The sequence below is a fragment of the Halorientalis sp. IM1011 genome, from assembly GCF_001989615.1.
Lineage (GTDB): Archaea > Halobacteriota > Halobacteria > Halobacteriales > Haloarculaceae > Halorientalis.
On the sequence record NZ_CP019067.1, the window covers coordinates 3,052,254 to 3,064,441 of the forward strand.

Annotated in this window: 9 protein-coding genes; 3 read left to right on the forward strand and 6 right to left on the reverse strand. The window is 67.0% G+C overall.

The features are described 5' to 3' along the window. The first annotated feature begins 58 nt into the window (after window positions 1–58). The 3 genes from BV210_RS15825 to BV210_RS15835 all read left to right on the forward strand — a co-directional run bounded on the left by BV210_RS15825 (window position 59) and on the right by BV210_RS15835 (window position 4,473). The gene (locus BV210_RS15825; RefSeq protein WP_077207581.1) at window positions 59–2,920 is read left to right on the forward strand and encodes a DEAD/DEAH box helicase; all 2,862 of its coding nucleotides are present in this window, start codon (window positions 59–61) and stop codon (window positions 2,918–2,920) included. Window positions 2,921–3,001: 81 nt separating this feature from the next. After that, window positions 3,002–3,898, forward strand: a complete 897-nt coding sequence (locus BV210_RS15830) for a succinate dehydrogenase/fumarate reductase iron-sulfur subunit (protein ID WP_077207582.1) — start codon at window positions 3,002–3,004, stop codon at window positions 3,896–3,898. A 77-nt stretch (window positions 3,899–3,975) separates the two neighbouring features. Further along, window positions 3,976–4,473 carry a macro domain-containing protein gene (locus tag BV210_RS15835; RefSeq protein WP_077207583.1) on the forward strand — a complete coding sequence of 166 codons (498 nt, stop codon included), beginning with the start codon at window positions 3,976–3,978 and terminating at the stop codon, window positions 4,471–4,473. Between the two features lie 30 nt (window positions 4,474–4,503). On the opposite strand, the gene BV210_RS15840 is transcribed toward BV210_RS15835, so the two are convergent. The 6 genes from BV210_RS15840 to BV210_RS15865 form a co-directional block, all read right to left on the reverse strand. Continuing rightward, window positions 4,504–5,478: an aldo/keto reductase gene (locus BV210_RS15840; RefSeq protein WP_077207584.1), complete on the reverse strand. Its 975-nt coding sequence runs from the start codon at window positions 5,476–5,478 to the stop codon at window positions 4,504–4,506. Window positions 5,479–5,534: 56 nt separating this feature from the next. Continuing rightward, the gene (locus tag BV210_RS15845) at window positions 5,535–6,590 is read right to left on the reverse strand and encodes an ABC transporter permease (protein ID WP_077207585.1); all 1,056 of its coding nucleotides are present in this window, start codon (window positions 6,588–6,590) and stop codon (window positions 5,535–5,537) included. Next, on the reverse strand, window positions 6,580–8,445 hold the full coding sequence (locus tag BV210_RS15850; RefSeq protein ID WP_077207586.1) for a protease PrsW: 1,866 nt from the start codon (window positions 8,443–8,445) through the stop codon (window positions 6,580–6,582). Before BV210_RS15850 ends, BV210_RS15845 begins: the two co-directional genes overlap by 11 nt. Further along, window positions 8,442–9,317, reverse strand: a complete 876-nt coding sequence (locus BV210_RS15855) for an ABC transporter ATP-binding protein (RefSeq protein ID WP_077207587.1) — start codon at window positions 9,315–9,317, stop codon at window positions 8,442–8,444. The genes BV210_RS15850 and BV210_RS15855 overlap by 4 nt, the downstream gene beginning before the upstream one ends. 146 nt (window positions 9,318–9,463) lie before the next feature. Beyond that, a complete protein-coding gene (locus BV210_RS15860) occupies window positions 9,464–9,700 on the reverse strand; it encodes an HVO_2901 family zinc finger protein (protein WP_077207588.1) in 237 nt (78 codons plus the stop codon). 176 nt (window positions 9,701–9,876) lie between these two features. Then, the gene (locus tag BV210_RS15865) at window positions 9,877–12,084 is read right to left on the reverse strand and encodes a PAS domain S-box protein (protein ID WP_077207589.1); all 2,208 of its coding nucleotides are present in this window, start codon (window positions 12,082–12,084) and stop codon (window positions 9,877–9,879) included. Window positions 12,085–12,188: the final 104 nt, after the last annotated feature.

The following is a 12,188-nucleotide window of genomic DNA, read 5'->3' on the forward strand; positions in this document are numbered from 1 at the left end:
AGGGGCGGCGACCGGGGAAAGCGGTGTGCTTAATCGGCTCGCTCCGCTAGGCCTGTCGATGGCAGAAACGGGGTCGGCTGCGGCCTTCGCCGAACTCGGGTCGGCGGTCCGCGCAGCGCTCTCCGACCGTGGTTTTTCCACACCAACGGAGCCACAGCGCCGCGCGATCCCCCCGCTCGTAGCGGGCGAGCACGGCCTCATCGTCGCGCCCACCGGAACTGGCAAGACCGAGACCGCGATGCTTCCGGTGTTCGATGCCCTAGAAGGAACGGAAAACTTCGGGATCGGCGCGCTGTACGTGACGCCGCTGCGGGCGCTCAACCGCGACATGCGCGACCGACTGGAGTGGTGGGGCGAGACGCTGGACCTCCGAGTCGACGTGCGCCACGGGGACACGACGGACTACCAGCGACAGAAACAGGCCGAGAACCCGCCGGACGTGCTGGTGACGACGCCGGAGACCCTGCAGGCGATGCTCACCGGCGAGAAGTTGCGGGTCGCGCTGGAAGACGTGGATCACGTCGTCGTCGACGAGGTGCACGAACTCGCGGCCTCGAAACGGGGCGCGCAGTTGACGCTCGGACTGGAGCGGTTGCGCGAAGTTTCGGGACCGTTCCAGCGGATCGGGCTATCGGCCACCGTCGGCGACCCAGCGGAGGTCGGGAAGTTCCTCACCGGTGACCGCGGCTGCGAGATCGTCGAGGTCGACGTGGGGAGCGAACTGGACATCGCGGTTCGGGAACCCGAGGTGACCGACGCCGACGAGCAGTTGGCGAGCGAGTTGATGACCGACGCGAGTGTCGCCAGCCACGTCCGGGCGATCGCGGAGATCGTCGAGTCCCACGAATCCACACTGGTGTTCGTCAACACCCGCCAGACCGCCGAGGCGCTGGGCTCGCGGTTCAAAGAGTTAGGGACCGACATCGAGGTCCACCACGGCTCGCTCTCGAAGGAGGCCCGGATCGAGGTCGAAGACCGGTTCAAAGCCGGCGAGCTGTCGGGGTTGCTCTGTACCTCCTCGATGGAACTGGGGATCGACGTGGGCAGCATCGACCACGTCGTCCAGTACCGGAGCCCGCGGCAGGTCTCACGGCTCCTCCAGCGGGTGGGGCGAGCGGGCCACAGTCGCGACGAGATTTCCTCTGGCACCGTAATCACGACGCGACCGGACGACACCTTCGAGGCGCTGGCGATCGCCCGGCAGGGCCAGGCCGGCGACGTGGAGCCGGCGAACATCCACCACGGCAGTCTCGACACCGTCGCCAACCAGATCGCCGGCCTCGTCATGGACTTCGGCGAGATCTCTGCGATGGAAGCCTACGAGGTCGTGACTCGCGCGTACCCTTTCCGGAATCTCGACGAGGCCGACTTCAAGTCGGTCGTCCGGGAGCTGGCCGAGAACCGCGTGGTCTGGCTCGAAGAGCGCGAGGACCGCCTGGAGAAGCGTCGCGGGACGTGGCAGTACTTCTACCACAACCTCTCGATGATCCCCGACGAGGCCACCTACGCGGTCAGCGACGTGGCCAGCGGCCGGCAGGTCGGGACTCTCGACGAGAAGTTCGTCGTCAACTTCGCCCAGCCCGGCGAGATCTTCATCCAGGGCGGCGAGATGTGGCGCATCACGGAGGTCGACGAGGAGGAAGAGGAGGTGCTCGTCTCGCCCGTCGAGGACCCCGCCGGCGAGGTCCCCTCCTGGGTCGGACAGGAGATTCCCGTCCCCCGTGCGGTCGCCCGGGAGGTCGGCGAGATCCGCGAGGTGGGCGGGCGGCAACTGAACGGCGGGCGGCCGGCTGACGACGGCCCCCGGGTCGACGGCGCAGTCGGCACGGACGCCGTCGCCCGCGACCTCTCGCGGCGGTACCCCGCCGACGAGTACACCATCGGCGAAGCCCTCGACCAGCTGGAACGCCACGACGCGCCGATCCCGTCGGGCGACCGGATCCTCGTGGAGTCCCACGGGCGGGAGGTCGTCCTGAACGCCCACTTCGGGCACACGATCAACGAGACACTCGGGCGGGTCCTGTCTGCGCTACTGGGCCAGCGCACCGGCTCCTCGGTCGGCATGGAGATCGACCCGTACCGGATCGAACTCGAAGTGCCCAGCGGGATCACGGTCAACGACGTGCTGGAGACGCTCCGGGAGACCGACCCCGAACACGTCGCGGGGATCGTCGAACTCTCCCTGAAGAACGCCGACGCGCTGAAGTTCAAACTCGCACAGGTCGCGACGAAGTTCGGCGCGCTGAAGAACTATCAGCGGGGCGCAAGCGGCGGGTTCGGCAAGCGCCGCCTGCTCGAGGCCCTGGAGGACACGCCGGTCTACGACGAGGCGCTGCGTGAGTTGCTCCACGAGGAACTCGCCGTCGAGGGGGCCGCCGACGTGCTCGCCGCGATCCAGTCCGGCGAGATCGAGATCGCGACCGTCTCCCAGCGCACCCCGGTCGGTCTCGGTGGGCGCTCGTCGGGCCAGGAGTTGCTCTCGCCGGAGAACGCCGACGCCAGCGTCATTCAGACCGTGCGCGAGCGCATTCAGAACGACCGCGTCCTCCTCTTCTGCCTGCACTGTCAGGACTGGGAGACCAAGCGGCAGGTCTCCCGGGTCTCGGACCAGCCCGAATGTCCTCAGTGCGGGTCGACACGCATCGCCGCGCTGAACCCCTGGGCCGACGAGGTGGTGTCGTCGGTCAAGCAGGCCGAGAAGGACGAGGAGCAGGAGAAACAGACCCAACGGGCCTACAAGGCCGCGAACCTCGTGCAGAGCCACGGCAAACAGGCGGTGATCGCGCTGGCGGCCCGCGGCGTCGGTCCGCACAACGCCGCCCGGATCATCGGCAAACTCCGCGAGGACGAAGACGAGTTCTACCGGGACATCCTGAGCCAGGAACGGCAGTACGCGCGCACCCAGTCGTTCTGGGACTGACCCGGCCCTGAGACCCCTGCACTCGCCGGCCCAGGGCTTAGGCCCGGCCGTCGGCAACTGTCGGCGACCGACTGCCCACCCATGAGTTCCGAAACCGAGACGCGGGAGCGGCCGGACGAGGGGTCGGCCGACGCCGAGGCGGCCGAGACCGAGCCGCGAACGCCACAGGAGCGCCGCCTCGACGCCAAGCGCAAGCGGGCCCGCGAGCGCGACCTGGAGGCCCAGGCACGCGAGGAGATCGAGCGGGCCGAGGACACGGTCGAACTGAGGGTGTTCCGGTACGACCCGGAAGTCGCGGGGAAGGAGGAGCCGCGCTTCGACACGTTCCACGTCCCGTACACCCAGGGACTGACGGTACTGGACGCGCTGATCTACGCCCGCGATCACTTCGACTCCTCGCTGACCTTCCGCCACTCCTGTCGCCAGGCCATCTGCGGGTCCGACGCCTTCCTGATCAACGGCGAACAGTGCCTGGGCTGTCAGACGCAGGTGGGGAATCTGGACCTGCCGATCCGGGTCGAACCGCTCCCCTACTACGACGTGATGAAGGACCTCGTGGTCGACCTCGACGACTTCTACGAGGAGATGCGGTCGATGGACCCCTACCTCAAACCCGACGATGAACCGCCGGGGGGCCTGCAGGAGCGACGCCAGAGCCGGCAGAACCGCGAGAAGATCAAGAAGTCCACGCGGTGTATCTGGTGTGCCTCCTGTATGTCCTCCTGTAGCATCTACGGCCAAGGCGACAACTACGTCGGCCCGGCAGCGATCAACGTGGCCTACCGGTTCGCGATGGACGACCGGGAGTCGGAGGGCGTGTCCGAGCACCGAATCGACCGCATCGCCGAGGAGGACGGCGTCTGGCGCTGTCAGACCCAGTTCTCCTGCACGCAGGTCTGCCCGAAGGACATCCCGCTCACCGAGGAGATCCAGGAGCTGAAACGGGAGGGGATCAAGAAGAATATCCGGTTCTGGTGAGGACGGTCCCGAGGCCACCACCGAAGTCGTCTAGCGGGGGACCGAGATTTTTGTACGGGGAGCGACCACTCACAGGTATGGACTTCGAGGTCGTGCAGGGCGACATCGCTGCACAGGAGGCGGACGCGCTGGTCAACGCGGCGAACACGGGGCTGCGGATGGGGTCGGGCGTCGCTGGCGCGCTCCGGCGGGCCGCAGGCGACGAGTTGAACGACGAGGCCGTCGCGAAGGGGCCGGTCGACCTCGGTGGGGTGGCGACGACGGACGCCTACGGACTGGACGCCGAGTACGTGATCCACGCGGCGGCGATGCCGGCCGGCGGACAGGCCACCGCCGACTCGATCCGGTCGGCGACCCGGAACACGCTCGACGAAGCCGACGCGCTCGACTGCGAGACGCTGGTGATCCCGGCACTCGGAACCGGTGTCGCGGGCTTTTCCCTCCGGGAGGGTGCCAGGATCATCTGCGAGGAAATCGCGGCCTTCCAGCCCTCCAGCCTGCGTGACGTGCGCGTCATCGCCTACAGCGACGAGGATTACGAGACGATCCGGAACGTGGCCGAGGAGGTTCGGTGACGGGCCGGGAGGGTCGAGATCCGACTGGCCTCACTCGTGACCCGACACGGGGACGGGCTCGTAGGGCTCTTCGAGCCACGCCACGTCGCTGTCGTCGAGGTCGATGTCGAGGGCTTCGACGGCCTGTTCGAGGTGTTCGATGCTCGTCGTACCGACGATCGGTGCGTCGACGACGTCCTTGTCGAGGACCCACGCGAGCGCGATCTGGGCCATCGTCACGTCGTATTCGTCGGCCAGTTCCTCGACGCGACGGTTGATCTCCGGCCCGCCGCCCTCCATGTAGGGGTGTTCGTACAGGTACTCCTCGCTCTCCCCGCGAGCCGTGGCGTCCACGTCCTCGTGAGGTCGGGTCAGGTAGCCTCGCGCCATCGGACTCCACGGGATGACGCCGATGTCCTCTTTTTCGCAGTAGGGCAGCATCTCCCGTTCCTCCTCGCGATAGACCAGGTTGTAGTGGTTCTGCATCGTGGCGAACCGGTCGAGGCCGAGCCGATCGCTGGTGTGGAGCGCGTCGGTGAACTGGTGGACCCACATCGAACTCCCGCCGATGTAGCGGGTCTTCCCACGGCGGACGGCGTCGTCGAGCGCGCGCAGGGTCTCCTCGATCGGTGTGTCGTAGTCCCAGCGGTGGATCTGGTAGAGATCGACGGTGTCCATTCCGAGCCGGTCCAGCGAGGCGTCGAGTTCCTGCTCGATGGTCTTCCGCGAGAGGCCGCCGCTGTTGGGGTCGTCTTCGTCCATCTGGAAGAAGACCTTCGTGGCGACGACGGACTCCTCGCGGCGACCTTCGAGGGCGTCGCCGAGGACGCGCTCGGACTCGCCCGTCGAGTACATGTTGGCGGTGTCGAAGAAGTTGATCCCGAGGTCGATGGCACGGTCGATAATCTCGTGGGCCTCGTCGTCTTCCAGCACCCACTCGCGCCAGTCGGGATCGCCGAAACTCATACAGCCGAGACAGAGGCGGCTGACCTCCATGCCCGTCGATCCGAGAGTCGTGTACTCCATGGCGAGGGGTCGGTCGGCCGCTCCAAAAAACTACCTCGACGCGGTTGCGACAGCCTTCACAGGCTCTCCACGTCCAGCCCTCTCGTGTACCGCCGCGCCAGTCCGTACAGCCCGACGGCCATCGCGACGTAGACGACCACGAGCGCGTAGGTGGTCGTCGTCGCGCTGTCGACGGCCAGTTTCGCCACCGTCGTCGCGGGGTGCTCGGGCAGGAACACCGCGGAGGCGAACAGCGCGAGCACGCCGATGGAGTAGAGCAACTGCGCGCTCTTGCGCTCGCCCATCACCAGTCCGAGCGTCACGCCGATCACGACGACGATGGCCGCCATCGCCCCGACGGTGACCAGCAACAGCGGGACGTGGGAGACAGCGATCCCGTTGAACGACAGCAGGACGATCCACATGAGCGCCTGGACGGGAGCGAGTGCGGCCATCGCTGCGGCCTTGCCGTCGACGATGTCCACGAGGTCGACCGGCGCGACCCGCAGGAGGTCGAGCGTGCCGCGCTCGATCTCCTCGGTGATCGCGTCGACGGCGACGGAGCCGCTGATGAACGGTGGGAGGAACAACAGGAGGGGGAGGAGGATGGTGTAGGTGAACCCGAAGTAGGGGCTAGCCGAGACGTCCTCGGGGAGCGGCACGGGCGGATTCTCCAGGAACGCCGCGCGGGCGTCACGCTGCTGGCGCTCGAAGGTCTGGAGCACTTCCCGCAACTGGACGACGATCAGGGTCGTTCGGATGCTCCCCTCCGGCGCGGTGGCCTGGACGGAGATGCGGCTATCCGGCTGCCTGGTCGCGACCATGACCGCGCTCACCTCTCCGGACTGGAATCCCCGGAACGCGCTCTCGTTGCTCCCGTACACCGTGGCCTCCGCGCCGTCGGTCTCATCGATGGCCCGCAGCAGACTCTCGTTGGCCTCGCCGGTGACGCCGATATCGACCTCGCCGGAGGCGGTGGCCCCCGGATCGTACAGCGAGGTCAGGCCGACGACGAGGAAGGAGGAGAACGCCGCCACGAACAGCTGGATGAGCAGCGCGAGGACGATGGTCTTCTCCCGAGAGAGGGAGGCCAGATCGCGTCGTGCGATGGCGACGCGCGGATCAGAACCCACCGATACTCACCACCGTGTAGTTGTAGGCGAAGTGAATCACCATCGACAGCGTGACTGCCGCGAGATAGGTGCCCCTGGTCTTGCTCGCGCCGACCGCCGAGATAGCGGCGGTGACGACGTGCAGGGCGAGCGGTGCCAGCAGGAACCCGATGTAGATCGGGAGCGGCGTGACGCCCGTCGCCGTGCCGGTAGCGATCAGCCCCTCCACGACCTCGCTCGGAAGGCCGACGAGCTGGGCCAGCAGCATGATCTTCTCGCCGAGGAAGAAGCCGATCCCCGAGAACGCGCCGACGACCACGGCGGGCCACAGACCGGCCTCGAACCGGTCGTGGGCGTAGCCGGCGTAGACGTGCAGGGACTTGGCGAACTCCTCGACGACGACCACCACGACGAGCATCGTCGGGATCGACAGCGCATTGGGAACGGCGAACAGCGCCGCCACACCCACCAGTTCCGTGACGAATACGAACGGGAGGAGGATCGCGGTGACCGCCGCCACGGACCACTTGCCGTGGACCCGAGCGGCCAGCGCGTCCAGCGCCTTCAGCGGAATCGACCGCTGAGTGAACATGTCCTCCTCGCGGTAGATGCCCGCACCGAGACCGAAGAAGACGCCCGCCGTGAGCAGGGGCGGTAACAGGGAGAACGCGAACTCCCCGAGGCCGATGGCCTGGCCCTGCAGGTTGCGGACGACGATGGTCAACGGTGAGATGAGCGCGACCGCGCCCACGTCGGTGAAGATCGCGGGGACGAACGCGTACGTCGTCAGCGAGACCGTCACCGTGACCGTCACGAACGTGAGTTCCTTGAACGAGCGGGCGAACATCGCCCCGAGGAAGGTCGCGCCGAGGAAGAGCAGGGCGATGGGCAACACGGCCAGCACCGACACGCCGACCGAGAGTGGATCGACCGCCGGTAACTCCAGCGCGGCGGCGATCACCGCGGCGATGCCGACGGCCGCCGTCAGGTACGGCAGGGTCTTCCCGCCGATGATGTCGAACCGGGAGACCGGTGCCACGAGCAGCAACTCACCCCGGCGGTTGAGCCGTTCCGAGAGCATCGTACTCCCGTAGGCCTGGATGATGAAGTTCAGCGGGAGCACGAAGAGGAAGGCGAGCACGAGCGACTGGAAGGGGAACGGCGGGGAGATGTCCGCCGGCGTCCCCGAACTGTTGCCCCCGGCGAACTGGCCCGCGATGCCGCCGACGCCGCCCGCGCCGCCGGCCGCGCCCTCTAGGTTCCCGGTCCCGCCTCCGCCGGCCGTCCCGTCACTCCCGTTGCCGTCGGCCGACCCCCCGTCGTCCGTCCCGGGTCCGCCGTCGGAGCCGCCATCGCTACCATCGGTGCCGTCGCTCGGCTCCTCGTCGTCGCTCTGCTGGTCCTGACCGTCGCCGGTCGAGATCACTTCGCGAACCTGGGAGCGTTCAGTGTAGCCCAGCGAGACGCGGACGGGGAAGGCTGCCGACTGGTTGGCTTCCTCCCCCATCTGTCGGTTGTTGTACGCCCTCACCGACGAGCGCAACTCCGTCTGTGCTGCGGCGGCCTTCGGGGTGGGCGCGGCCTCGATCACCAACCCGTCGACCCGGAGGTCGATTCCCTCACCCAGCTCGGCGTCCGGGTCCCGCACGTCGAAGGTCGGATCGTCTTCGACGACGGGATGGTAGGGGCTCTCGTCGGTGACGCCGACGCGGTAGATGCCGCTGTCGACGGCCACGCCCGAGGTCGCCGCGTAAGGTGCGGCGATCCCGACCGCGAGCAGCGCGAGCGCGGCGACGACGATGGTCCGGCGGTCGACGCCGCCCGCGTTCTTGGTGACCTCCCAGCGAGCGATCCGCAGGAGTTTCCGGGGGTTCACGGTTCGGCCTCCGACTCGGCCAGATCGAGGAACACCTCTTCGAGGCTGGACTCCTCGGTCCGGATGTCGACCACCGAACCGTTCGCGTCCTGCGCCGAAGTCCGGATCCGTTCGACGCCGTCCATCGAGTCGACGACGGTCCGGTGGCGACCGTTCTCCTGCACGCTGCCGGGTACCTCGACGGTCGTGAAGACGTGATACTCCGTCTCGCCGTGTTCGGCCCGCAGGTCTTCGAGCGGCCCCTGGGCCACGACCCGACCCTCGTTCATGATGGCGATCCGGTCACAGATAGATTCGACGTGATAGAGGTTGTGGGCGCTGAAGACGATGGTCTTGCCCTGCTGGGCGAGGTCGCTCGTGAAGTCGATGACGTAGTTCGTGGTCAGGGGATCCAGACCGCTGGCGGGTTCGTCGTAGACCAGTACGTCCGGGTCGTTGATCAGCGACCGGGCGATTGCGACCTTCCGTTTCATCCCCTTGGACATGTCGCCAAGCTGTCGGTCACGGTGTTCGAGGTCGAGTTCGTCGAGCGTGTCGTGGATGCGCCGGTCGGCGACGCCGTCGGGCACGTCGTAGAGGTCGGCGAAAAAGTGCAGGTACGACAGCGGCGTCATCTCCTCGTACAGCGGCGACTCCTCGGGGAGAAAGCCGAGCTTTCGGCGCATCTCGGTCGTCCCGGCGTCGTGACCGGCGACCGACACGTCGCCCGCGGTCGGTTCGAGCAGGCCGGCGAGCATCTTCAGCGTCGTCGTCTTGCCGGCGCCGTTCGGGCCGATGATCCCGAACACCTCGCCCGTGTCGACGGAGAACGTGCTTCCCTCGACGGCGGTGAATCCGCCGTACTCCTTGCGCAGGTCCCGGACCTCGATCATTCGGATTCGGCTAAGCAAGCCGACACCGTATACGTTGGGCCCGATTATCAGCCCTGGAAAGGGTGGGGACCGTCTCGACGTGAACGGGGGCCCTGCAGGAACTGTCCCGACTGGCAGCGAGCGGCCGAGATACGGCAGAACGAGCGTTACTGTTTCGCGACGCGTGCGTTCGCTACCTGGTGTATGTCCTCGCCGATACCCTCGCCGTCGCAGTCGTCGGTCGGGCAGCGATAGTGCCACCCGTCGGTCGTCGCCGATCGTTCTGTGAAGCGCTCGCCACAGTTGTCACAGAACAACTGCCCCTCGGAACACGTGTCTCGGTGGAGGTCGAGTTCGAGTTCCGTGGCGAACGTCCGCTTGCAGTTCCTGCAGGTGTGAGCCATACTAGACACAATTCGAATCGAACCTTATATCTGCACCGGAACGTTCATGCCCCCGGATTTGAGGGCAGCACCCGATTACATCCCACAGACGGCCGGCGCGAAGGCCCCCGGAGCCGGTATCGTGGGGCGCTGTGACGGGGGGTTCAAGGGGCCACTACGGCGGGGTACGGACGGCTTTACCGGTCGGTCCAGTCGACATCCGCGATTTCGAACCGTGCCCCGCCCGAGGACGCGGGACGCTTACCGTCCGGCGCGTCGGTGACGTGAAGCGTCCAGTCGTGGGCCTCCGCGATGTCCCTGACGATCATCAGTCCGAGCCCAGTGCCATCCTCGGACGTGGTGTAGCTCGAGTCGAACACCGCCTCGCGTTGTCCTTTGGGGATGCCGGGACCGTCGTCCTGGACGTAGAAGCCGCTGGTTCCGCGTCCGCCGTCGGCGACGCTCCCGGTGTCGTCGATCGGTCCGACCGAAACGGTGACCGACTCGCCGCCGTGTTCGACCGCGTTCCGGAAGAGGTTCTCCAGCAACGAAGCCAGTCTGGCGCGGTCGGCCTGGAGCGTCCCGAGGTCGCCGTCGAGATGCAGCGACGCCTCGTAGGTTTCGACGTTCTTCCAGGCACGGCGGACCGCCGATTCCAGATCGACCGGCTCGGCTTCGCCGACGGTCTCACCGTCTCGGGCCAGCGTCAGGAGATCGTCGATCAGCCGCTCCATCCGCAACGCCGACCGCTCGATGGCGTCCAGGTGTTCCTCGCCGGGGCGCTCGCGCGCGATGTCGACCCGCCCGAGGATTACGTTCAGCGGGTTGCGCAGGTCGTGTGAGACGACGCTGGCGAACTGGTCGAGTCGCTCGTTCTGCCGGCGCAACTGCTGTTCGCGTTCCTTCCGCTGGGAGATGTCCCGGACGACGCCCGCGGTTCCCCGGAACTCCCCGTCCGATACGAGCAGCGCCAGGTTGTCCTCGCACGTGAGGTGGCTCCCGTCCTTGCCGACTGCCTCCATCTCGAAGGTGGTCCGCGTACGCTCCTCGCTTTCGAGCAGTTCCGCGATGAGTTCTCGGGCGGTCTCGACGTCCTGCTGGCGCATCAGTTTCCCGACGAACTCGCCGAGCAGTTCCTCCTCCTCGAAACCCGTCACGGACAGCAAGGCGTCGTTGACGAACGTGATCCGGCCCTGTTCGTCGAGGGTATACACCGCGTCCCCGACCGCTTCCACGATGGTCTGGTACTGGACGAGTTCCTCCTCGCGGGCCAGTCGGTCGCTGATGTCGCGGGCGACGCCGGCGATGGCCTCGATGTCGCCATCCTCGTCCGTGAGGGGGGCACCCCGAAACTCGAAGGGGAGCCGCCGGCCGTCACTGGTGAGAACCTCCGCTTCGATCACGCCGCTACCGGTCGTCACGGCGTCTCTGACACGGTGGATGGCCTCGTCGTAGTACTCCTCTGGGAGCAGGTCGAACGCGCGCATATCCGCCAGCTCGTCGTCGGTGTAGCCAGTCACGGCACAGAGCTGGTCGTTCCAGCGGATCAGTTCCCCCTCCAGCGTGAACACGAAGATCACGTCCTCGAGGGTGTCCAGGATCGTCTCCATGAACTCCTTGGTCTCGGCGAGTTCCCGCTCCTGACGGCGGCGCTCGGTCACGTCCCGGACCGATCCAAGTACGGCCGCCTCGCCGTCGTAGGTCGTCGTCTGGACGGAAAACTCCAGATGGCGAGTCTCGCCGTCCTTTCGGACGACGCGTGCCTCGTAGGTGTTGGGGGGTTCCTCGTCGGGGTGGCGACGGCGACGCCCGACCTCCTTCACCCACTCGCGGTCCTCGGGGTGGACCAGGTCCCAGATCTCCATCCCGTACAGGTCGTCGGGATCGTAGCCGGTGATCTCGACGATGCGTTCGTTGACGAACAGGAAACTGTCGTTCTGGTAGATGTAGATGCCGTCGTGACTGCGCTCGACCAAGGTCCGATAGCGCTGTTCGCTCTCGCGAAGCGCCTGTTCGCTCTCGTAGTACTCGACCCCCTCCTCGATAGCGGTAGCGAGTCTGGCGGCCGGATCCTCGCCGTCGCGACGAACGTAGTCGGTCACGTCCGCCGAGATGGCCGCGCTGGCGACCCGATCGTCTGGTTGGTCGGTGACCAGAATCACCGGGAAGTTGGGGTGATCCGCACGGACCCGTTCGGTCAACCCGACTCCGTCCCCCCCGGGGAGGGCGTAGGTGGTGACCAGACAGTCCGCGTTCGGCACGCGCGCGAGCGCCTCGTCGCCGGTCGTGACGGTCTCGATAGCGACCGCTCCCGGCGCAGTGATCCGGGACGTGGCCCGGTTCAGCAGATCGGCGTCGGTCCCCACCCCGACGACCGTGAACGACTCCACGGACGAGACTGTCATAGCGCTTGAACTGCTAACGCATTTGTTCAATCTATTCCGTAAAACTATCGAAACCCCCCGCACACGGCCGGAACGCCGACGGCCCGGCGTCGCCGCCGGATCCG

Excerpts from the sequence above, each read along its gene's own strand:
- BV210_RS15825 (WP_077207581.1), top strand. The coding sequence starts at position 59 with ATGGCAGAAACGGGGTCGGCTGCGGCCTTCGCCGAACTCGGGTCGGCG.
- BV210_RS15855 (WP_077207587.1), bottom strand. The coding sequence starts at position 9,317 with ATGATCGAGGTCCGGGACCTGCGCAAGGAGTACGGCGGATTCACCGCC.
- BV210_RS15840 (WP_077207584.1), bottom strand. The coding sequence starts at position 5,478 with ATGGAGTACACGACTCTCGGATCGACGGGCATGGAGGTCAGCCGCCTC.
- BV210_RS15830 (WP_077207582.1), top strand. The coding sequence starts at position 3,002 with ATGAGTTCCGAAACCGAGACGCGGGAGCGGCCGGACGAGGGGTCGGCC.
- BV210_RS15865 (WP_077207589.1), bottom strand. The coding sequence starts at position 12,084 with ATGACAGTCTCGTCCGTGGAGTCGTTCACGGTCGTCGGGGTGGGGACC.
- BV210_RS15835 (WP_077207583.1), top strand. The coding sequence starts at position 3,976 with ATGGACTTCGAGGTCGTGCAGGGCGACATCGCTGCACAGGAGGCGGAC.
- BV210_RS15860 (WP_077207588.1), bottom strand. The coding sequence starts at position 9,700 with ATGGCTCACACCTGCAGGAACTGCAAGCGGACGTTCGCCACGGAACTC.